Origin of the sequence: Blattabacterium cuenoti (assembly GCF_014251735.1) — a bacterium.
In the GTDB taxonomy this organism is placed as follows: domain Bacteria; phylum Bacteroidota; class Bacteroidia; order Flavobacteriales; family Blattabacteriaceae; genus Blattabacterium; species Blattabacterium cuenoti_C.
In genome coordinates this window covers 115053-137436 of record NZ_CP059197.1, presented here as the reverse complement: position 1 = coordinate 137436, position 22384 = coordinate 115053, and the positions used below count along the sequence as shown (strand labels likewise).

Genomic DNA, 22384 nt, shown 5'->3' with positions numbered 1-22384 from the left:
TTATATGATCATGAAAAAAAAAATAGATATATCCGCTAATATAAATGGGATCAAACTTGCTTCTTGTATTATGAATGCATCAGGAGTCCTCTGTACTACAGAAGTAGATCTTAATAAATTAATAGTCAGCTCTTCTGGAGCTGTTGTAACAAAAAGTTGCACATTGAAACCAAGAAAAGGAAATCTAGAGCCTAGATATTTCGAATGGAATATGGGAAGTATTAATTCTATGGGACTCCCCAATCTCGGAATAGATTTTTATTTAGATTTCTTAGAAAAAAAAAATCATCAAAAACCTTTTTTTTTATCGATATCAGGACTTACTATAGAGGAAAATTATATTCTTCTTCATAAAGCAAATCTTTCTTCCCATATCAGTGCAGTAGAATTAAATTTGTCTTGTCCAAATATTATTGGAAAAGATCAAGTATTAGGTTATGATTTTAATAATATTTCGAAAATTCTCGAAAATATATTTAAATTTTATAAAAAACCTTTAGGGATTAAGTTACCTCCTTATTTTGAAAATAAGCATATTCAAAAAATGGCTTTTATATTAAATAAATATCCTATTTCCTTTGTTACTTGTATTAATAGTTTGCCTAATGGTCTTTTCATTGATATCAATAAAGAAACTGTGGTGATTCAACCAAAAATGGGTTTTGGAGGGATAGGAGGAAAAACTATTAAACCATTTGCATTAGCCAATATTCGTCAATTTTATACTTACCTACGCAAAGAAATTCCTATAATAGGATGTGGAGGTATTTGTTCCGGAGAAGATATTTTTGAACATATATTATGTGGGGCATCAGCGGTTCAAATAGGAACACAATTTATAAAAGAAGGGGTCTCTATTTTTGATAGATTGAGAAAAGAGTTAGTTCATCTTTTACAAAAAAAGAAATACACATCTATAAATAGATTTATAGGAAAATTAAACGTTTTTTAATCTCACTTATTCTTAATTGAATTAATAAGATTTTGCAAAAACAACTCTTTGAGAAGAATGATTTCCAGAATAAATACATTTTCCGACTTCTTTTTTTTTAGTATCAATTGGAATACAACGTATAGTAGCTTCCGTTTCTTCTTGAATTTTTTTTCCTGTATTTTGCGTTCCATCCCAATGAGCCAAAATAAAACCTCCTACATTGTTTATTTTTTTTTTAAAATCTTCATAATGATCTGAAATCATGGTCAATTTTTTTGTTCGATTTAAAGCTCTTTGATATAGATTTTTTTGTATTTTATCAAGAAGTTTTGGAATAAAAGTGATGAGATGATTCCAAGAAACATCTACTTTTTCGTAAGTGTCTCTTCTAAACACTTCGGCTTTTTCTTTTATGATTTCATCCAAACCAATGTGAATTCGTATGGGGATCCCCTTCATTTCGTATTCATGAAATTTCCATCCAGGGGTAAAAAACTCTCTGTTATCATATTTCACACTAAATCCTTTTTCTTTTATAATCTTTTGTATCCTTACAGCTATTTCATTTATTTTACTTAATTCTTGCTGGTTTTTGTATATAGGAATAATAACTATTTGTATAGGAGCTATTTTAGGAGGTAAAATTAATCCATAATCATCTGAGTGTAACATGACGATTCCACCTATTAATCTAGTAGAAACTCCCCAAGATGTAGACCATACATATTCTTGTTTCCCATTTTTATTAGTGAATTTCACATCGAAAGCTTTTGAAAAATTTTGTCCAAGAAAATGTGAAGTTCCAATTTGTAAAGCTCTTCCATCTTGCATCATGGCTTCTAGACTGAATGTGGTTTCAGATCCAGAAAATTTATCCATATATGGTTTCACTCCTTGTACTACAGGAATTGCCATAATGTTTTCAGAAAAATCCGTATAAATATTTAATATTTTTTTAGTTTCTTCGAGGGCCTCTTGTTCAGTAGAATGAGCCGTATGACCTTCTTGCCATAAAAATTCAGAAGTTCTTAAAAATAAACGGGTTCGCATTTCCCATCTAATAGCATTTCCCCATTGATTCAAAAGAATAGGAAGATCTCTATAAGAATGAATCCATTGTCGATAAGTTTTCCATATGATACTTTCAGAAGTAGGTCGAATAACTAATTCTTCTTGTAGTTTAGATTGTGGATCTACAGTTAATTCCTCTTGATCTATATTTTTTTTCAACTTACAATGCGTGACTATAGCGCATCCTTTAGAAAAACTTGCAATATGTTTTTTTTCTTTCGAGAAAGATGATTTAGGAATAAGCATGGGGAAATAAACATTTTCATGTCCCGTTTCTTTAAACATTTTGTCTAATGTGTTTTTTATGATTTCCCATATAGAAAAACCATATGGCTTGATAATCATAAAACCACGAATGCCGGAAAATTCTGCTAAGCCAGATCTAATGATAATTTCATTATACCATTTGGAATAATCCACACTACGTTTAGTTAATTGATGCATAAAAAAAAATCAAGAAAAACTTATTAGGAATATGATTATTAAATATAAAAAAATTATTTTTATTATAGAGCATTTAATTTTATTTCTAAATTAGTGATTTATTAAAAGAGTATATTATTTATTATGGCACATCCTAAAAGAAGACAATCTAAATCTAGGAGAAATAAAAGAAGAGCTCATATAAAAATACAGGAACCTTTATTAGTTAAATGTCCTTTAACTCACCAAAAACATTTGTATCACCATGCTTATTGGCATGAAGGCAAACTATATTATAGAGGGAAAATGGTATTGCAAAAAGATAATCCATCTTAAGTAGATTATCGGTAAAATTTATGGATTTTAAAAATATTAAATCACTGATTCAATTGATTTCGAAATTTAATATTCGTGAAGTAAGGGTGAAAATAGGAGAAGCTCAAATTCATATTAAGAATAACATTTTTAGAAAAAAAAGAAACAAGTCATTGAATCCAATTTTATACAAAAAAAACAGAAGAATTTATTCTCCTGTTTCGGATTTTTCCGATAGGTTTTCTAAATTAGAAATGGAAAAAAAACCTGATAAGAATCAGTACATCACTATTAAATCTCCTATGATTGGAACTTTTTATCGTAGACCTCATCCAGATAAAGACCCCTTTGTGAAAGTAGGAGATAAGATAAAAATAGGAACAAAAATTTGTGTAATAGAAGCAATGAAGCTATTTAATGATATAGAATCTGAAGTAGATGGAAAAATTGTGAAAATTCTTGTAGAAGATTCTACTCCAGTTGATTATGATCAACCTTTATTTGTTTTAGATCCTAATTATTAAAAGAATCGGATACATTACAATTTATGTTTAAAAAAATATTAATTGCTAATCGCGGGGAAATTGCCTTACGAGTCATACGTACTGCTAAAGAAATGGGGATAAAAACGGTAGCTGTTTATTCTACAGCAGATAGACATAGTCTCCATGTTTATTTTGCAGATGAAGCCGTTTGTATTGGTCCTCCTTCTCCATATAAATCGTATTTAAATGTTCCAAATTTAATATCTGCGGCCGAAATTACAAATGCAGACGCCATTCATCCTGGGTATGGTTTTTTATCTGAAAATGCCTATTTTTCATCTATGTGCAAAAAACATGGAATTAAGTTTATAGGTCCACTTCCAAATCATATCATTCAGATGGGAAATAAAATTTCAGCTAAAAAAACTATGAAAAAAGCTGGAATTTCGTGTCTTCCTGGATCGGATTGTTTTTTGGAATCTTCTTATAAGGAAATAGAAAAAATTGCAGAAAAAATAGGGTATCCTATCATTATCAAAGCAGTTTCTGGAGGTGGTGGAAAAGGAATACGATCTGTTTTAGATAAAGAAGGATTAAAACGTTCTTGGGAAGAAGCAAAAAAAGAATCTTTAGCATTTTTTGGAAAAAAAGATATGTATATAGAGAAATTAATTATTAATCCAAGACATATAGAAATACAAATTATTAGTGATCAATATGGAAAAGCTTGTCATCTATCCGAAAGAGATTGTTCTATTCAACGAAGAAATCAAAAACTGGTGGAAGAGGCTCCTTCTCCTTTTTTAACTCATTTTTTGAGAAAGAAAATGGGAGAAGAAGCTATAAAAGCTGCTGAATTTATTCGTTATGAAGGAGTAGGAACTATAGAATTTTTAGTAGATCAAAATCGTAATTTTTATTTTATGGAAATGAATACGAGAATTCAAGTGGAACATCCTATTACCGAAGAAATAACAGGTTTAGATCTTATACAAGAACAAATTTTTTTAGCTGATGGGAAAAAACTTTCTGGAAAAAATTATTATCCAAAAATGTATTCTATGGAATGCAGAATTAATGCAGAAGAACCTTATCAAGATTTTCGTCCTGTGCCTGGAAAAATCACTCAAATGCATTTACCAGGAGGAAAAGGGGTTCGTGTAGATACCCATGTTTATGCAGGATATAGAGTCCCACATTATTATGATTCTATGATTGCTAAAATCATCACTACCGCAAAAAGTAGAAAAGAAACTATTGAAAAAATGCGTCGTTCATTAGATGAATTTATAATAGAAGGGATTCGTACGACTGTCCCATTTCATAAACAGCTTATGCAAAATAATGACTTTTTGAAAGGAGACTATAATACAAATTTTTTAGATACACTTCACTTAGATTCCAATTTTGATGATAATGGATCAAATCATAATTATTGATTTTTTTCTATTTCTTTTCAGATAATTTTAATAGATTAATCATTTCTTGAATATTTCCATTCATGAATCCTACAAGATCATAAATAGATTTATGAATTCTATGATCCGTAATTCTTCCTTTAGGATAATTGTAGGTCCGTATTTTTACGGATCTATCTCCTGTAGAAACTAAAGATTTTCTCTTTATAGATCGTTCTTTAAATCTTTTTTCCTTTTCATTTTGATAAATACGTGATCGTAAAACGTTCATCGCTTTTTCAAAATTTTTGTGTTGCGAACGTTCTTCTTGACATTCTACTGTTATTTTAGTTGGAATATGTGTTAATCGTACAGCTGATTCTGTTTTATTTACATGTTGTCCTCCAGATCCACTGGATCTAAATGTGTCTTTCTTTATATCCGATAAATTGATCTTCATTTCTATGTCTTTTATTTCAGGTAGAACTGCTACGGTGATAGCAGATGTGTGTACTCTACCTTGAGATTCTGTTTTTGGGATTCTTTGAACTCGGTGGACTCCAGATTCAAATTTCAAATTTCCATAAACTCCTTCTTTTCCACTTACATCTAAAATTATTTCTTTGTAACCTTGAATTCCTCCTTTTTGAGCATGGATGATTTTATATTTCCAATCTACTTGTTTAAAATACATTATATACATTCGTAATATATCTTCTACAAAAAGACAAGCCTCATCTCCTCCTGTTCCAGAACGTAATTCTACGATAGCATTTCTATGATCGTCTTCTATATTTTCTATTCCTGTAGTAGAAGTATCAAATAGTAGATCATCTGATTGTTTTTCAAAATCAGACAAATCTTCTAAAATTTGATTTTTTTCCAAATAAGCTATTTCTTTCATTTCTGGATCTGAATCGTTTTTTAAAATATAGTTAGCTTCTTGAAGTGCTGTTAACTTTTTTTTGTATTTATCATAAATATTTACTACTTTCTCCAACTTTCGATACTTCTTTAATAATATTTTATATTTTTTTTGATTGGATACAATATGAGGTTGTATAATCGAATTGGAAATTTCATGAAATTCTTTTTCAAGTACTTCAAATTTCTTAATTAATGAAGTTTTTTTCATTTTTTTTTCAATGTTTTTTTAGCAAAAAGAATTTAAATACTTATTTCATCTGTCATCGTATTCTATCCATGGAATGGATTAATTTTATATCATTTTTGATTGCTTTACTAGAAAGATATAAGAAACATATAGATAAAAACGTAAGAAAAAGGTTCGTTTTTCTTGAAAGAAAGAAATATTTATTCGATTGAAAACATGAAAAAATAAGAATCAATATAAAAGTAGTACTACTGAAAAGTATATTTAGACTATTGAAAAATATTTGTAGTTTTTTTTTTTGAAAAAAAAGAAAACTTAAAATAGATAAAATTAAACATGTTATTATAACAATTAAAATAAATCTATCTAATAAAAAGAAGGAATGCTTGATATATTTTTTGGAATATGGATAAAAATGTAAAGAAATAGAAGAAACTAATATTGATATAAATAAATAAAAAGTTTGTATCCGATAGAACATAGGCAAAAAAAATATTTTCTAATTTCTTCTCTAGAAGTTCAAATTAATTTGTATAATTGTATTGTGTTTATAGTATTATATACTGTCTTATAAGCCAAGAATGGCATATATAAAATATAACCCAATTACTTTATGTTTGATATTACTGAATTAAAAAGTAAAAAACTTTTTGAATTACAGGAGATTGCTCGTTCTTCAGGATTAAAAAAATGTACACAATTACGAAAAAACGAACTCCTAGAAAAAATTATTTCCATTTTCAATAGCAATAATAAAAATACGACATCTACAACAAATCCAAAGATAGAAAATTCTTTATTAAAAAAAGGATTTAAAGGTCGAAAAAATACGGAATCAAAGACTACATTTTTAGAAAGTGTCAATGGAAAAAAAAAATTGACGAATCAAGAAAATCTAAAAAATTATTCAAAACTTTCAGAAGAAACTGGAAAATACCAAAAAAAATATTATTGGAAAAAAAATGATAGATCAGAATCTTATTCGGGATCAGAAAGTGTATTTTCACAGAAGGTTACTAATAAATATCGTACTCCTGAATATGAATTTGAGGGCATTATAATTAGTGAGGGGGTATTAGAAATAATGCCAGAGAATTATGGATTTTTAAGATCTTCTGATTTTAATTACTTATCATCTCCTGATGATATTTACGTTTCTCAATCTCAAATTAGACTTTTTGGAATGAAAACGGGAGATACGATAAGAGGAGAAGTTCGTCCACCCAAAGATGGAGAAAAATATTTTCCTTTGATTAAAATTCTTGAAATAAATGGAAGACCTCCTTCTTTTGTAAGAGAAAGAGATTCTTTTGAACATTTGACTCCACTTTTTCCAAATGAAAAATTTAAATTAGCTGAAAAAAATGCTACTCTTTCTACAAGAATAGTCGATCTTTTTACTCCTATAGGAAAAGGACAAAGAGGGATGATCGTCGCTCCTCCAAAAACAGGAAAAACTACTTTATTAAAAGAAATCGCTAATGCTATTGCGGCCAATCATCCAGAAGTCTATTTGATTATATTACTTATTGATGAACGTCCAGAAGAAGTCACGGATATGCAACGAAATGTTAAAGGAGAAGTGATCGCGTCCACTTTTGATGAACCTGCAGAAAGACATGTGAAAGTAGCTAATATAGTATTGCAAAAAGCTAAGAGAATGGTAGAATGTTCTCATGATGTAGTTATCTTATTAGATTCTATAACACGTTTAGCTAGAGCTTATAACACAGTGGCTCCTGCATCTGGTAAAGTATTATCAGGAGGAGTAGACGCAAATGCTTTACATAGACCAAAAAGGTTTTTTGGAGCAGCAAGAAATATAGAAAATGGAGGTTCTTTATCTATTATTGCTACTGCTATGATTGATACAGGTTCTAAGATGGATGAGGTGATTTTTGAAGAATTTAAAGGAACAGGAAATAAAGAACTTCAATTAGATAGAAAAATTGCCAATAAACGAATTTATCCGGCTATTGATCTGGTTTCTTCTAGTACGAGAAAAGATGATTTGTTGCTAGATACCAACACCTTACAAAGGATGTGGATTTTACGAAAACATCTTTCCGATATGAATCCTGTAGAAGCTATGGAATTTTTGAGATCACGTATGGCTAGAACTCAAAATAATGAAGAATTCCTAATATCTATGAATGGATAATTTTTATAGATTATTTGGTTTTATAAATAAAAAACTTTATATTATCGTAATTATCGCGGGATGGAGCAGTTGGTAGCTCGTCGGGCTCATAACCCGAAGGTCATAGGTTCGAGTCCTATTCCCGCTATTTTTTTTTTCTTCAAAAAATAATTATGAGATTATTTTTATGGGAATAAGTTATCCTTTAGGGTTTTTATTATGTTCTGTAGTTTTTTTTCTTTACTTTTTTAGAAAACTGGAAACCATTTTAAGGGATGAATTGAAAGATCAGCGAGGTGAGTTCACAAATACTTCGAAAGATTTCAAAGATAGTCTGATACAATCTATAAGAGATTTTCAAAATTCTATTGAGGCAAAAATGAATCTTTATTTTGAAAACCAATCTCATAAATTAAATGTTGTTCATATAGAACAAGAAAAATTAGTTAGAATAACAGAAAAAAAACTAGAAGATATCAGAAAAAGTGTGAATGAAAAACTTCAAAAATCCTTGAACTTACATTTGGGTAAATCTTTTGAATTTATTGGAAATCAATTGTTATTCTTACAGAGTGGATTGGGAGATATGAAGATTTTAGCACAAGATGTGAATGCATTAAAAAGAACTTTAAATCATGTGAAAATTTGTGGTAGTTTTAGTGAAATGCAACTTTCTATGCTTTTACAACAAATTCTTGCTCCAGAACAATATGCCTGTAATGTCATTACAAAATCTAGTACAAATTGTGTAGTAGAATTTGCTATTAAACTTCCAGGACTTGGAGATGGAAATATTATATGGTTACCAATTGATGTCAAATTTCCAAAAGAAACTTATGAAAAAGTACAAATTGCCTATAGTCTCGGAGATAAAAAAAAGTTAGAAATAGCTAAAAAAAATATGGAATCTGTTCTTAAAAAAATGTCCAAAGACATTAATGAAAAATACATAGATCCTCCATATACTACTGATTTTGCTATTCTTTTTTTGCCTTTTGAAGGCATATATGCAGAGATTGTAAGAAATTCAAGTTTATTAGAAGAATTGCAAAGAAAGTACAAAATAGTAATTGCAGGACCATCTACATTGGCTGCAATGTTAAATAGTTTGCAAATAGGTTTTCGAACATTAGCTATTCAAAAAAGAAGTTCTGAAGTGTGGAATATTCTAGAAACCGTAAAAAAAGAGTTTACTAAATTTGGATTTTTACTTCATCAAGCACAAGATAAATTACAAGCGGCTTCCAAAGATATAGATATGGTAATGGGAGTAAGGAAAAATTTAATTGAAAAAAAATTAAGAGATATAGAGAACTCTTGATATGATAATACTCATACTGCGGAGAGAAAGGGATTCGAACCCTTGACACTTTTTTGTGAACACGCTTTCCAAACGTGCGCCTTAATCCTCTCGGCCATCTCTCCATAACATAACATAAAAAAAAAAGAACATGAAAGTAAGACTATAAGCCGGATTCTGTTTTTATACCTATCATTTATCTAGGATAGTGGTTACCCACTATCTCTATCTGCCTACCCCCCGGTATAAACCGAGCAAGTTATTTTATTATCCGGTATACATGGCATTTCACCGTACAGAGTTTACATGATTTCACTACAGCTTTCCTGTACTTTCTTTCTGTTGCACTATTCCTCACCTTTCGGTGGATGGGAATTACCCATTGTACTGCTCTATGGTGTCCGGACTTTCCTCATTCTTAAAAAAAAGAATGCGATAGGACATTTTACTTTCATGTTATTACTATTGATTTCTTTGATGATAGGGATCATAATCAGAGTAAATATTTTTTACATCTTCATGTTTTTCAATTTTTTCCATGAAACTTAATATTCTTTCTTCCTCTTTTTTTGAAATATATTTTGGGTGTTTCGCTATACGCTTTACTATTGATTGATGGGAAATATTCAATCTTTCTAAATGATTTTTCATAGAACCAAAATATTCAAAATCTGTGTATATATAAACCATTTTTCCATCTTTTATAAGATCCTTGGCTCCGAAATCTATAGCCATAAGTTCAAAATCTTCCATAGAATTAGGTACATTTTTTTTTCTTATTGAAAAAACTCCTATGCGATTAAATAAATGTACCAATTCACCGTTATGATATAATCTTCCTCCTTTTTTATGAAAAAAAACTCTTATATCAGAAGTAGTTCTGATGTTATTATCTGTCAGACATTCTATAATCATGCTAATTCCGAAAATTTTTCCTTCTAAATTTAAATTCTTAAAATTATTCGTATTCGCTTGTGAAGCTTTTTGCATAGCTCTTTCTATAGTATTTTTAGGAATATTAACGGATTTTGCATTTAGTAGAGCATTTCTTAAACGAAACGAAGTTTTATATGAACCTGATTCTTTAACTGCAACAGAAATTTCTTTAATGATTTTAGAAAACTTTTTAGATTTTCTAAAATCTTGATTAGATTTTCTATATTGTATATTAGCCCATTTACTGTGTCCTGACATAGAAAATAATTATATTGTGATTGTTTTTGAAAAAAAAGATTTTATCTATCTTAGCTCAACTAGGAAATTAAAGTTAGTAAAAAAAATAATTATGTCAAAAGTTTGTGAACTTACAGGAAAGAGAGCAATGATCGGGAATAGAGTTTCTCATGCTAATAATAAAAACAAACGTCGTTTCAACATCAATCTATGTAAAAAACGTTTTTTTTTAACCAAAGAAAAAAAATGGATCACCTTAAAAATTTGTACTTCTACTATTAAACTTATTAACAAAATAGGAATCGAAAAAGCATTAAAACGTTTCAAATATAAATATTAATGGGAAAAAAAGGAAATAGAATTCAAATAATCTTGGAATGTACTGAACAAAAAAAAAGTGGGATGGGGGGGACTTCTAGATATGTGACTACTAAAAATAAAAGAAATACTCCTAACAGGATAGAATTAAAAAAATATAATTCGATACTGAGGAAACATACTATTCATAAAGAAATTAAATAAATATGTCTAAAAAAATTACAGAAAATAAAAAGAAAAAGATTTCCAAAAAAATGATTTTAGCTATTAGAATAATTAAATCAAAAAAATCTGGTTCTTATACTTTTGAAAATAAAATGTTAACTGATAACGATGTCAAGATTTTTTTTAAAAAAAATGACTTATTTTGAAATAACTCAATTCATACGGATATCATGTTTTTTCTAAAAAAAAAGGAAACAAAAGAAACATTTGATCGTGAATTGAAAAAAACTAGGGAATCCTTCTTTTCTAGAATAAAGAGTCTTTTTTTTCGAAAATCAAAATTAGATACAGATTTTATTGATCATATAGAAGAAGTGTTGTTGTCTTCAGATATAGGAACAGAAACTACCATAAAAATTATTAATAATCTTGAAAAAAGAATTCAAAAGGAAAAGTATAGTGGAGATATACAAGAATTATATAAACTTCTTAAAGAGGAAATTGAATCGCTATTTAAGGATATCAAAAATGAATGTTTAGAACAAAAAATAGAAGAAGAAAAAAAACCATACGTAATTATGATGGTCGGAGTAAATGGAGTTGGAAAGACTACTACAATTGGTAAATTGGCTTTTTTTCTAAAAAAAAAAGGATTTAATTTAATTATAGGTGCTGCGGATACATTTCGTGCAGCAGCTATAAATCAACTTGAAATATGGTCAAATACAGTTAATGTTCCACTAATCAAACAACATATGTATGCGGATCCAGCGTCTGTTGCATACGATACTTTACAATCTGCTAAATCTAGAAAAATAGACGTTGTGTTGATTGATACAGCTGGAAGATTGCAAAATCGCGTTGGTCTTATGGAAGAACTTGCTAAAATAAGTCGAGTGATGAAAAAAGTTATACCTAAAGCTCCCCATGAAATTATGCTTGTATTGGATGCTTCTACAGGACAAAATGCTTTTGAACAAGTAAAACAATTTCTTACTTTTGTAAAAGTTTCTTCCATCATCTTAACAAAACTAGAAGGAACAGCTAAAGGCGGGGTGGTTATAGGGATCATGGATCAGTTTCGAGTTCCTATTAAATATATTGGAATAGGAGAAAAAATACAAGATTTAAAAGAATTTGATGGAAAAAAGTTTATTGATTCTTTTTTTATTCCACAAATGCAAATGTAGGACTGACATAATGTCGTTTACATCGAAAATGGTATAATCTTTGTGATTCCTCTTTAGTGTTTGCATCATAATACAAACACATCGTATTTTTATTATGGAAAAAGATAAAATTAGTGTTACTTCAGATAATATTTTTCCTATTATTAAAAGATTTCTTTATTCAGATCAAGAAGTTTTTTTAAGAGAATTAGTATCCAATGCAACGGATGCTATTCTTAAATTAAAAACTATAGCAAAATTGGGAAAAATAGAAGAAATTATTGATGATTTAAAAATAAAAGTAAAAATTGATAAAAAAAATAAAACTATTCATATCATTGATAATGGAATTGGAATGACAAAAGAAGAAGTAGAAAAATATATCAATCAAATAGCTTTTTCTGGTGCGGAAGAATTCATTCAAAAATATCAAGATAAAAATTCTAGATCTTCTATTATTGGACATTTTGGATTAGGTTTTTATTCTTCTTTTATGGTAGCTAGTAAGGTGTTTATTTACACGAAATCTTATAAAAAAGATACTCCTTCTATCTTTTGGTCTTGCGAAGGGACTCCAACATTTAGTATGAAGGAAATAGAAAAAAGAGATAGAGGAACGGAAATAGTTCTTTTTATTAATGAAGAAAGCAGAGAATTTTTAGAATACGATCGTATTTTAAAATTGCTTTATAAATATTGTAAATTTATGCCTGTAGTTATTTCTCTTTATTCAACGGAAAAAGAGAAAGAAACCCCCATTAATAATACTACTCCCGCTTGGAAAAAAAATCCTACCGTTTTAAGGGATAAAGATTATCTGGATTTCTATCATGAATTATATCCAAATCAATTAGAAAATGCTTTATTTTGGATTCATTTAAATATTGATCATCCTTTTCGTTTAACAGGAATTTTATTTTTTCCAAAAATAGAAAATAAAATTGATTTTCAAAGAGACAGAATACATCTATACCAAAATCAAGTTTATATTACGGATAACTTAGAGGGAGTAGTCCCAGATTTTCTCAGTTTATTAAAAGGCGTGATTGATTCTCCAGACATTCCTCTTAATGTATCACGTTCTCATTTACAATCAGATACATCTGTAAAAAATATATCAAAATATATTACAAGAAAAGTATCGGATAAACTAGATTCTATGTTTAGAAAAGATAGAAAAGATTTCCAAAATAAGTGGGAATATATCAAAATTATCGTAGAATATGGAATGATTAGTACAAAAAATTTTTTTGAAAAAGCTAAAAAGTTCTTTATTTTTTCTACTATAAATGGAATATTTTTTACTTTGGAAGAATTCAAAGAAAAAATAAAAAACTATCAAAAGAACAAAGATGGAAAAATTATTATTCTCTATACTTCAGATAAAGAAAGACAATATAGTTATATTAAAGATGCGGAAGATAGATCTTATGAAGTTTTAGTTTTGGATAGTCCACTTACAGTCCATTTGATCCAAAAACTAGAAATGGATTCTCCAGATATTTCTTTTGTTCGCATAGATTCAAATCATATTGATAAATTGATTCACAAAGAGAAAAAGTATTCTTCCGAACTTTCGGAAAAAGAGAAAGAAGATTTAAAAAATCTTATCAACACTCATTTAATAAAAGAATATAAATTTTCCGTACAATTAGAAAATTTGTCAAAGGATGATTCTCCTTTTTTAATCATCATCCCAGAATTTTTACGAAGAATGAAAGAAATGAATACTCTAGGAAAAGAAATTGGAAAAAATGATCAAGATAAATTTTATCAAATAATTGTTAACACGAATCATCTTTTAATGAAAAAAATATTAAAGGAACCAAAAGAAGAGAAGAGAAGAACCCTCATTCAAGAAGCCTTAAATTTAACTCTTTTATCCAAAAATTTGTTGCATGGGAAAAATCTAACTCTTTTTATTTCAAAAAAATTGGAAGATCTTGCTAAATAATTATTTATTAAATTTCCGTAATTTCACACCTGTCAATATTTTTTTTGTATATAATGGAAAATCGGAATTCTGTATCCAACCATAATAATTTGGATCTTTTTCGAAAATTTCATGAACTTTTTCTCCTTTGTACTTTCCAAAATTAAATATTTCGTTTCCTTCTTCATCTATTTTTACAAAACCAGCAAGATCTGCTAAATTTTTTTGGTGGGAGAACTGATTTAAACTTTTTACATCTTGTTTTAGATCTTGATATTTTTCTAATTGTGCCAGTAATATTTCGTATGTAGCAAATGTATCGGCTTTGGAACTATGAGCTTTTATAAGATTTTTTTTACAATAATATTTATAAGCCGCGGAAAGAGTTCTAGGTTCCATTTTATGAAAGATAACTTGTACATCTATTGTTTTATGTTTCTTGATATCGAAAGGGATCCCAGCGCGTAACATTTCTTCCACTAAAATAGGGATATCAAATCTATTAGAATTATATCCCGCTAAGTCAGTATTTTCAATCATTCTAAAAATATGAATGGCTACATCTCTAAATGGTAATTTTCCTGCTACATCTTCATCTTTAATTCCATGAATAGCTGTAGATTGTGGAGGAATAGGTCTTTCCGGAAAAATAATCCATGTTTTATCTTCCTGATTTCCATTTGGAAATATTTTCAATATAGATATTTCTATGATTCTATCTTTTCCAATATTGACTCCTGTAGCTTCTATATCGAAGAAGCAAATAGGACGATAAAGTCGTAATTTCATGTGTTAATGTGATTTTTTTCTAAATCTATGAAAATAAATTGAAGTTATAATGTAAAAAATGATAATACATGGTAACGCTACTAAGCGTAAAATTAATAAAAGAAATATACTAATCAATAAAAATAAATAACGTATTTTATTTTTTTTCCAAGAAAAACCTTGAAAAACCAAGGGTAGCATTGTTATTTTAGATATGAGTAAATAGCAAGAAAATAAAATCATAAAAAGTATTTTTATAGGAGATAATACAAAAAAATCCATATTTTTACTTTTTATAATAGATAAAGAAGTGAAAAACAAAGCATTTACTGGAGTAGTTAATCCACAATTTTTTCGATAATTGTTATGGATATTAAATTCCGCTAAACGCCATGCAGAAAATATGGCAATCAGAAAAGCAGACCATTCAATGAATGGAATTTTTTGGATTTCTTCTATATTTTTCAATCGAATAAAAACGATAATTGATGGAACTAAACCGAAAGATATCATATCTGCTAAAGAGTCTAATTCTTTACCTAATTGACTTTCATTTTTCATGAGTCTAGAAATAAATCCATCTAGAAAATCAAAAGTCAATGAAAATATGGTGCAAATAGCAGAACATTCAAAACATTTTGATTGTAAAAAAGTTATAGAAATGCATCCAAAAAGTAGATTTAATAAAGTAAAGATATTTGGAATTACATTTCTTATTTTTTTCATTTAATATAATACAAACTCTATCATTTTGTGGTCGCAAAAATAAAAAAAATTTTTTTATGATTAATTTTTTTTACGAAATTTCTAACTTCTCTATTACAAATAGATCTCTTTTTATTCAAACAATCTATCTTATATTAAGAAATGAAGGAAAAGGAGTTGGTAATATTAATTACATTTTTTGTAATGATCATTACCTTTTAAATATAAATCAAAAATATCTACAAAAAGATTTTTATACAGATGTCATCGCTTTTGCTTACTCTTCTACTAATCATCCTAATAATATATCCGGAGATGTTTTTATTAGCATAGATCGTGTTTTAGAGAATTCTAAACAATGGAATCAACTTTTTCAAGTTGAGTTAAAAAGAGTTATGATACATGCTTTATTGCATTTTTTGGGATATGATGATCGAATAAATGAAAAACTAATGAAGAAAAAAGAGGAGTTTTATTTAATTTTATTTCAATTTTGAAAAAAAATCATGTTTTTATTTTCAGATACTTATGATGTTATTGTAGTTGGAGGTGGTCATGCAGGAGCAGAAGCGGCATATGCTTCTGCTAATATGGGATCCAAAACTTTGCTAATCACTACAAATTTACAAACCATCGGTCAAATGTCTTGCAATCCTGCTATAGGAGGAATAGCTAAAGGACAGATTATAAGAGAAATAGATGCTTTAGGAGGTTATTCCGGAATAATTACAGATTATAGTATGATACAATTTAGAATGCTAAATAAATCTAAGGGACCTGCTATGTGGAGTCCGAGAGCTCAATGTGATAGAAAATTATTTTCTAATAATTGGAGATTTTTTTTAGAAAAAAATACAAAATTAGATTTATATCAAGATACAGTTACTTCTTTAATTATAAAAAAGGAAAAAGTAAAAGGGGTTGTAACTTCTTTTGGAATAAAAATTAAAGGAAAATCGGTTATACTCACAAATGGAACATTTTTAAATGGAAAAATTCATATTGGTAAAAAGATAATTAGTGGTGGAAGAATAGCGGAACAAGAAGTTAAAGGGATCACGGAGCAATTAACTACAAGTTTAGGATTTAGATATGGAAGGATGAAAACCGGGACATCTCCAAGAGTAGATGGACGCTCTTTAAACTATCAGAAAATGAGATCTCAGGAAGGAGATTTAAATCCTAAGAAATTCTCTTTTTCAAATACTATCAAATTAAGAAAACAACGTAAATGTCACATTACATGTACCAATAAAAAAGTTCATGATTTGATTCGTCAAAATTTAAAATTTTCTCCAATTTTTACAGGATCTATTCAAGGCGTAAGTCCTCGATATTGTCCTTCTATTGAAGAAAAGATTTATAGATTTCCAGATAAAGAAGAACATCACATATTTGTAGAACCAGAAGGTTGGAATACTGTAGAAGTCTATATAAATGGATTTTCCACTTCTTTACCAGAAAAAATACAATATCAAGCTTTGAGAAACATTTCAGGATTTGAAAAAGCAAAAATGTTAAGACCTGGATATGCCATTGAGTATGATTATTTTCCTCCTATACAATTAAAACTTACTTTAGAAAGTAAGTTGATTAGCAATCTTTTTTTTGCTGGACAAATTAATGGAACAACAGGATATGAAGAAGCGGCGGCGCAAGGTTTAATTGCAGGAATTAATGCTCATTTGAAGATTCATCAAAAGAAACCTTTTATCCTTAAAAGAAGTCAAGCTTATATAGGGGTTTTAATAGATGATTTGATAACAAAAGGAACAGAAGAACCCTATAGAATGTTTACTTCAAGAGCTGAGTATAGAATGTTATTACGTCAAGATAATGCAGACGAAAGATTAACCCATATGGGTTATAAAATTGGGCTCATTTCAGAAGAAAAAATGAAAGCAGTAGATAAGAAAAAATCTAAGGTAGAAAAATGTCTTTCTTTTTTTCAAAAACAGAATTTAAAACCAGAAATTATCAATCCTATTTTGATTGAAAAAAAATCTCCAATCATATCTCATGAAAAAAAAATAGATATTATTCTATCCCGTTCTGAAATTGAGATCCATGATCTTATTTCTATTCCATTATTAAAAAACAAAATAGAAAAAAATAATTTTTATCAAGAAATATTGGAGCAAGTATCTATTCGGATTAAATATAGAGGATATCTTGACAGAGAAAAAGAAAATGCAAAAAAATTGTTAAAACTTGAAAATCTTAGAATTCCCGAAAACTTTGATTATGAGAAAATCCCATCAATCTCTCTAGAGGCTAGAGAAAAATTAACTTATCATCGTCCAGAGTCGTTGGCACAAGCATCAAGAATTAGTGGGGTTTCCCCATCCGATTTAAGTATTTTGCTAATGTATATGGGACGTTAATTTTTTTTTATGACAAATAAATCCTCATCCTCTTTTTTCATATAGAATTTTTCTCTAGCTAATCTTTCCAGATATTTAGGATCTGTATTTAATTTTTTTAAATAATTCCCTTCCAAAAAAATTTTTCTTTTCAAAGAATCTCTATCTGAGATCATTTTATTTATATTTTTTTGAAATTTCCAATGTAATACTAAAGAATTTGTATCAAAAAAAAACATCCATATAAAAAAAAATAGACTAATCCAAAAATATTTACTCTTAAATATCTTTTGTTTCATAACAAATTTTTTATTTTCGTTTTCCAATTTCTTTTATAGTGTTAATTCCTATACTGATCATCCAGTATATACTAAAAAAAGATAAAAAAATAATACACCAAAATCCAGATATGGCTATGAATAGAAAGAGTAAAAATCCTATAAATTTAATTATCATACATGATTAAATTTGATAAAATTTAATAAAAATTCGAATTTTTTTTATATAAAGTTTATTAATTTCGTAAAAAAAAATAGGAAAATGATTTTTAGAACAGAAACAGATACCTTGGGTGCAGTTCAAGTTCCTGTGGATAAGTATTGGGGAGCACAAACTGAAAGATCAAGAAATAACTTTAAAATCGGATTGGAAGGATCTATGCCTATAGAAATTATTTACGCTTTTGCTATTTTAAAAAAAGCTGCGGCACATGCCAATTTTGAATTAGGTATTTTATCCAAAAAGAAAAAAGACTTTATCTCTTTGGTTTGTGAAGAAATCCTAGAAGGAAAATTAGATGATCAATTTCCTTTAGTTATATGGCAAACCGGATCTGGTACGCATTCTAATATGAATATAAATGAAGTAATATCTAATAGATCTAAAGTTTTAATGGGTGGGGTTCTTGGAAAAGGAAAGTCTTTTATACATCCTAATGATGATGTCAATAAGTCTCAATCATCTAATGATACTTATTCTACCGCCATGCACATTGCTTCTTATAAGAAATTGGTAGAAAAAACCATTCCTTCTCTGGAAAAATTACGTAATACATTAGAAAAAAAAAGCCATTCATTCAAAAATGTGGTTAAAATAGGAAGAACTCATCTTATGGATGCTGTACCCATAACTTTAGGACAAGAATTTTCCGGTTATGTTTCTCAAATAAATCACGGTTTAAATTCTATCAAAAAAACTTTAGATCATCTTTCCGAGTTAGCTATTGGTGGAACGGCTGTAGGAACTGGATTAAATTCACCTAAAGGATATGATTTTAAAGTCGTTGACTATATATGCAAATATACTGGACTTACATTTAAAGTTGCAAATAACAAATTCGAATCTATAGCCTCTCATGATGCCATAGTAGAATCTCATGCTTCTCTAAAACAAATAGCGGTTTCTTTAATGAAAATATCAAACGATATCCGTTTTTTAGCTTCTGGACCTCGTTGTGGAATAGGAGAAATTATCCTTCCTGAAAATGAACCTGGATCTTCTATCATGCCTGGAAAAATCAACCCTACACAATGTGAAGCTCTTATGATGGTTTGCACACAAATAATAGGGAATGATATGGCTATTTCAATAGCAGGTGCATCAGGAAATTATGAATTAAATGTTTCTAAACCATTAATGGCTTATAATTTTTTACAGTCTGCACAGCTATTGTCAGATGCTAGCATTTCTTTTTCTAATCTTTGTGTTCAAGGAATTACTCCAAATCATGCAAGGATTCAAGAACTACTAGAGAGATCTCTAATGTTAGTAACTGCACTTAACACCAGCATAGGATACGAAAAATCCGCACAAATTGCAAAATGTGCATATGTGAATAATACTACTTTAAAAGAAGAAGCTATTAGGTTAGGATATTTAACCGTAGAGGAATTTGATAAATTAGTAAAACCGGATAAAATGGTTTAATTAAAAAAAAGTTCTTGTACATTCATATTAATAATGTCAGCTATTTTTTTTTCTGAAGTAGAATAAACTTGAGAAAGTTTTTTTAAAATAATTTTTAGATAAATGGGTTCATTTCTTTTTCCTCTAAATGGATCGGGAGATAAATATGGAGAATCTGTTTCTAATACGATATTATTTAAACTAATTTTATGTAAAAAGTTACAGAGATCATTTTTTTTAAAAGTAATAATTCCTCCAATGCCTAGTTTGAATCCAAAATCAATAATTTTTTTTGCTTGTTCTAAAGTTCCGGAAAAACAATGAAAAATTCCTTTTGTAGCAGAATATTTTTCTAAAATATCAAAAACTTGATCAAATGCTTTTCTGCAATGAATAACTATGGGTAAATTTTTTCTTTTCGCCCATTGTATTTGAGTTTGGAAAGCATATTCTTGTTCCATTATAAATTTTTTTTCTAAATGAAAATCCATTCCAATTTCTCCTAAAGAAATGAAAGAGTGCAAATCTAACCATTTTTTTATATCATTTAATTCTTTTTCTACATTTTCTGGATGTACCTTATTAGGATGCAATCCGATCATGGGAAAACATTTTTTTGGATATTTTTTTTCTAATTTTAATATGCTAGGAATCGTGGAGCTATCTATAGAAGGAATCAAGAACCTATTTATTCCATTATATATCGCTTTTTTTATGACTAAATCTCTATCGAGATCAAATTGTTTCATGTATAAATGAGTATGAGTATCTGTTATTTTCATAAAAAATTATTGATTTTGTTCAAATTAAAAATTTATTAGGAATATGAAGGCTTATATATTTCCAGGTCAAGGATCCCAATTTTTGGGCATGGGAAAAGATTTATACAAAACTTCTAGTTTAGCAAAAAAATTGTTTCAATTATCCGATGACGTTTTGGGATTTAAAATGACAAATATCATGTTCGATTGTTCTACGATGGAAGTTATAAAAAAAACTAAGTATACACAATTAGCTATTTATATATATTCAGTAATCCAAGCAAAAATATTAAATCATTTTAATCCGGATATGGTAGCTGGACATTCTCTTGGAGAATTTTCTGCTTTAGCTGCTATTGAAGTATTTTCTTTTGAGGATGGGTTAAAATTAGTAGAAAAAAGAGCTAGTATGATGCAAAAAATATGTGAATCTATATATGGAGGAATGGCAGTTGTATTTGGATTAGAAGATGAAATCATAGAGAATGTTTGCAAAAAAGATCCTGGAATTATTGTTCCAGCTAATTATAATAGTCCTGGACAATTAGTAATTTCCGGAGAAAAAAATGCTCTGAAAAGAGTTTGTCATTCTTTAGAACAAATTGGTGCTAAAAAAATTTTAAAACTTCCCGTTCATGGAGCTTTTCATTCTCCTATTATGGAACCAGCTAAAAAAAAATTAAAAATATTTATAGAAAAAATTACCTTTAAAGATTCTAAATGTCCAATATATCAAAATGTCACCGCTAAATCAGTAAGTAATTCTGATGAAATAAAAAAAAATCTTATCGAACAATTGACTTCTCCTGTTAAATGGAAACAATCAGTAGAAAATATGATACAAAAAGGGGCTATTTCATTTACTGAAGTAGGACCAGGAAAAGTTTTACAAGGGATTATAAAGAAAATTATAAAAAAGAATAATTTTTCATCAAAAATATGAAATTACAAGATTTACATTTTTTTTATTATTATAGTCATGGAAAATTGTTATTAACAGGAGAGTATTTGATTTTACATGGAGCTTTTGGATTAGCTTTACCTACAATTAAAGGACAATCATTTACCATATTTTATAAAAATAAACCTACTACCTATCCATGTTCTGAACTATTACATTGGAAGAGTTTTGATGAAAAAGATAAACTTTGGTTCGAGGGGATCTTTCAACTTCCTTCTTTAGATATCTGTTATGAAACAGAAAAAAAAACGGCTTTTCGATTAAGAAATTTACTTCTAAAATCTAGAGAGATTCAAAAAAATTTTCTTTCCAATACATTTGGAATATATGTAAAAACGAAATTAGAATTTCCTAGAAATTGGGGGTTAGGAAGTAGTTCTACTTTGATCAGTAATATAGCAAAATGGTCCAGAGTAAAACCTCATTTATTGTTAGAAAAAAATTTTCCAGGAAGTGGATATGATATTGCTTGTGGATTTCATTCGAAACCTATAATTTTTAGAAAATTAAAAAATCAAGTACCTCATGTTATTCCTATAGATTTTAATCTCCCATTTAAAGAAAAACTTTTTTTTTTACATTTAAATAAGAAACAGAATACTTGTGAAAGTATCCGATTTTTTCGAAAAAAAAAAAATATTTTTGGTAAAAGTATGGATGTCATATCTTCTATCACTAAAAAAATTCCTTTTTGTAAAACTTTAAAAGAATTTGAAGAACTTTTGTTTAAACACGAAAAGGTCATGTCCGAGATATTAGATCTACCTCCTATAAAAGAAACATATTTTCCAGATTATTTAGGTTTGGTTAAAAGTTTAGGAGCATGGGGAGGAGATTTTGTTTTAATCAGTTATAGAGATGGAATGAGAAAATATTTTTCAAAAAAAGGATTTCATACCCTTATTTCATTTGATGAAATGATTATATCATAATATAATTTATTTATTTTATGATCGAAAAATAACACCACACCTACTCATACTA

24 protein-coding genes, 2 tRNA genes and 1 other RNA gene are annotated in these 22384 nt (G+C 28.2%); 17 read left to right on the top strand and 10 right to left on the bottom strand.

Annotated features, from left to right (window positions below; all coding sequences use genetic code 11):
* The first annotated feature begins 4 nt into the window (after positions 1–4).
* Positions 5–952 (top strand): dihydroorotate oxidase, encoded by a 948-nt coding sequence (locus H0H60_RS00645; RefSeq protein ID WP_185862801.1) that lies wholly within the window; start codon positions 5–7, stop codon positions 950–952.
* Positions 953–973: 21 nt separating this feature from the next.
* Here the strand turns inward: H0H60_RS00645 and proS are convergent, their stop codons facing one another.
* On the bottom strand, positions 974–2449 hold the full coding sequence (proS, locus tag H0H60_RS00640; RefSeq protein ID WP_185862800.1) for a proline--tRNA ligase: 1476 nt from the start codon (positions 2447–2449) through the stop codon (positions 974–976).
* 123 nt (positions 2450–2572) lie between these two features.
* On the opposite strand from proS, the gene rpmF reads away from it, so the two are divergent.
* The 3 genes from rpmF to accC are packed head-to-tail and all read left to right on the top strand — an operon-like array spanning position 2573 to position 4667.
* The gene (rpmF, locus tag H0H60_RS00635; protein WP_185862799.1) at positions 2573–2764 is read left to right on the top strand and encodes a 50S ribosomal protein L32; all 192 of its coding nucleotides are present in this window, start codon (positions 2573–2575) and stop codon (positions 2762–2764) included.
* A gap of 20 nt (positions 2765–2784) precedes the next feature.
* Entirely contained in the window at positions 2785–3267 is a 483-nt protein-coding gene (accB, locus tag H0H60_RS00630; RefSeq protein WP_185862798.1) for an acetyl-CoA carboxylase biotin carboxyl carrier protein, read from the top strand.
* A 23-nt stretch (positions 3268–3290) separates the two neighbouring features.
* Positions 3291–4667: an acetyl-CoA carboxylase biotin carboxylase subunit gene (gene accC / locus H0H60_RS00625; RefSeq protein ID WP_185862797.1), complete on the top strand. Its 1377-nt coding sequence runs from the start codon at positions 3291–3293 to the stop codon at positions 4665–4667.
* A 7-nt stretch (positions 4668–4674) separates the two neighbouring features.
* Here the strand turns inward: accC and prfA are convergent, their stop codons facing one another.
* On the bottom strand, positions 4675–5760 hold the full coding sequence (gene prfA, locus H0H60_RS00620; RefSeq protein ID WP_185862796.1) for a peptide chain release factor 1: 1086 nt from the start codon (positions 5758–5760) through the stop codon (positions 4675–4677).
* A gap of 52 nt (positions 5761–5812) precedes the next feature.
* The gene (locus tag H0H60_RS00615) at positions 5813–6220 is read right to left on the bottom strand and encodes a DUF4293 family protein (protein WP_185862795.1); all 408 of its coding nucleotides are present in this window, start codon (positions 6218–6220) and stop codon (positions 5813–5815) included.
* Between the two features lie 132 nt (positions 6221–6352).
* Here H0H60_RS00615 and rho point away from each other — a divergent pair, with 132 nt between their 5' ends.
* The 3 genes from rho to H0H60_RS00600 all read left to right on the top strand — a co-directional run bounded on the left by rho (position 6353) and on the right by H0H60_RS00600 (position 9200).
* Positions 6353–7900 (top strand): transcription termination factor Rho, encoded by a 1548-nt coding sequence (rho, locus tag H0H60_RS00610; RefSeq protein ID WP_185862794.1) that lies wholly within the window; start codon positions 6353–6355, stop codon positions 7898–7900.
* Positions 7901–7954: 54 nt separating this feature from the next.
* Positions 7955–8027, top strand: a tRNA-Met gene (locus H0H60_RS00605).
* Positions 8028–8066: 39 nt separating this feature from the next.
* Positions 8067–9200, top strand: coding sequence for a DNA recombination protein RmuC (locus H0H60_RS00600; protein ID WP_185862793.1), 1134 nt, complete (start codon positions 8067–8069; stop codon positions 9198–9200).
* A 19-nt stretch (positions 9201–9219) separates the two neighbouring features.
* On the opposite strand, the gene H0H60_RS00595 is transcribed toward H0H60_RS00600, so the two are convergent.
* The 3 genes from H0H60_RS00595 to H0H60_RS00585 all read right to left on the bottom strand — a co-directional run bounded on the left by H0H60_RS00595 (position 9220) and on the right by H0H60_RS00585 (position 10373).
* A tRNA-Ser gene (locus H0H60_RS00595) sits at positions 9220–9304 on the bottom strand.
* A gap of 25 nt (positions 9305–9329) precedes the next feature.
* Positions 9330–9631: RNase P RNA component class A (gene rnpB, locus H0H60_RS00590), an RNA gene on the bottom strand.
* A gap of 10 nt (positions 9632–9641) precedes the next feature.
* Positions 9642–10373, bottom strand: coding sequence for a YebC/PmpR family DNA-binding transcriptional regulator (locus H0H60_RS00585; RefSeq protein ID WP_185862792.1), 732 nt, complete (start codon positions 10371–10373; stop codon positions 9642–9644).
* 91 nt (positions 10374–10464) lie between these two features.
* On the opposite strand from H0H60_RS00585, the gene rpmB reads away from it, so the two are divergent.
* The 5 genes from rpmB to htpG all read left to right on the top strand — a co-directional run bounded on the left by rpmB (position 10465) and on the right by htpG (position 13958).
* A complete protein-coding gene (gene rpmB / locus H0H60_RS00580) occupies positions 10465–10692 on the top strand; it encodes a 50S ribosomal protein L28 (RefSeq protein ID WP_185862791.1) in 228 nt (75 codons plus the stop codon).
* Complete coding sequence (gene rpmG, locus H0H60_RS00575; protein WP_185849900.1) at positions 10692–10874, top strand: 50S ribosomal protein L33; 183 nt, start codon at positions 10692–10694, stop codon at positions 10872–10874. Before rpmB ends, rpmG begins: the two co-directional genes overlap by 1 nt.
* Before the next feature lie 2 nt (positions 10875–10876).
* Entirely contained in the window at positions 10877–11041 is a 165-nt protein-coding gene (locus H0H60_RS00570) for a DUF4295 family protein (RefSeq protein WP_185849899.1), read from the top strand.
* A gap of 24 nt (positions 11042–11065) precedes the next feature.
* Positions 11066–12025, top strand: coding sequence for a signal recognition particle-docking protein FtsY (gene ftsY, locus H0H60_RS00565; RefSeq protein WP_185862790.1), 960 nt, complete (start codon positions 11066–11068; stop codon positions 12023–12025).
* 94 nt (positions 12026–12119) lie between these two features.
* Positions 12120–13958: a molecular chaperone HtpG gene (gene htpG, locus H0H60_RS00560; protein WP_185862789.1), complete on the top strand. Its 1839-nt coding sequence runs from the start codon at positions 12120–12122 to the stop codon at positions 13956–13958.
* On the opposite strand, the gene H0H60_RS00555 is transcribed toward htpG, so the two are convergent.
* Positions 13959–14726: a 3'-5' exonuclease gene (locus H0H60_RS00555; RefSeq protein WP_185862788.1), complete on the bottom strand. Its 768-nt coding sequence runs from the start codon at positions 14724–14726 to the stop codon at positions 13959–13961.
* Positions 14727–14729: 3 nt separating this feature from the next.
* Complete coding sequence (locus tag H0H60_RS00550) at positions 14730–15431, bottom strand: CDP-alcohol phosphatidyltransferase family protein (RefSeq protein ID WP_185862787.1); 702 nt, start codon at positions 15429–15431, stop codon at positions 14730–14732.
* 56 nt (positions 15432–15487) lie between these two features.
* On the opposite strand from H0H60_RS00550, the gene ybeY reads away from it, so the two are divergent.
* Positions 15488–15907 (top strand): rRNA maturation RNase YbeY, encoded by a 420-nt coding sequence (gene ybeY / locus H0H60_RS00545; RefSeq protein WP_185862786.1) that lies wholly within the window; start codon positions 15488–15490, stop codon positions 15905–15907.
* Positions 15908–15916: 9 nt separating this feature from the next.
* A complete protein-coding gene (gene mnmG / locus H0H60_RS00540) occupies positions 15917–17794 on the top strand; it encodes a tRNA uridine-5-carboxymethylaminomethyl(34) synthesis enzyme MnmG (RefSeq protein WP_185862785.1) in 1878 nt (625 codons plus the stop codon).
* Here the strand turns inward: mnmG and H0H60_RS00535 are convergent.
* Complete coding sequence (locus tag H0H60_RS00535) at positions 17791–18072, bottom strand: FtsB family cell division protein (protein WP_185862784.1); 282 nt, start codon at positions 18070–18072, stop codon at positions 17791–17793. The two genes, mnmG and H0H60_RS00535, sit on opposite strands and share 4 nt — an antisense overlap.
* 241 nt (positions 18073–18313) lie before the next feature.
* Here H0H60_RS00535 and fumC point away from each other — a divergent pair, with 241 nt between their 5' ends.
* Entirely contained in the window at positions 18314–19699 is a 1386-nt protein-coding gene (fumC, locus tag H0H60_RS00530; RefSeq protein WP_185862783.1) for a class II fumarate hydratase, read from the top strand.
* Here the strand turns inward: fumC and H0H60_RS00525 are convergent.
* On the bottom strand, positions 19696–20460 hold the full coding sequence (locus H0H60_RS00525) for a TatD family hydrolase (protein WP_185862782.1): 765 nt from the start codon (positions 20458–20460) through the stop codon (positions 19696–19698). The two genes, fumC and H0H60_RS00525, sit on opposite strands and share 4 nt — an antisense overlap.
* A 43-nt stretch (positions 20461–20503) precedes the next feature.
* On the opposite strand from H0H60_RS00525, the gene fabD reads away from it, so the two are divergent.
* Together fabD and H0H60_RS00515 are read left to right on the top strand one after the other, a co-directional pair.
* Complete coding sequence (fabD, locus tag H0H60_RS00520; RefSeq protein WP_185862781.1) at positions 20504–21382, top strand: ACP S-malonyltransferase; 879 nt, start codon at positions 20504–20506, stop codon at positions 21380–21382.
* Positions 21379–22332, top strand: a complete 954-nt coding sequence (locus H0H60_RS00515) for a GYDIA family GHMP kinase (RefSeq protein ID WP_185862780.1) — start codon at positions 21379–21381, stop codon at positions 22330–22332. Before fabD ends, H0H60_RS00515 begins: the two co-directional genes overlap by 4 nt.
* Positions 22333–22384 lie beyond the last annotated feature (52 nt).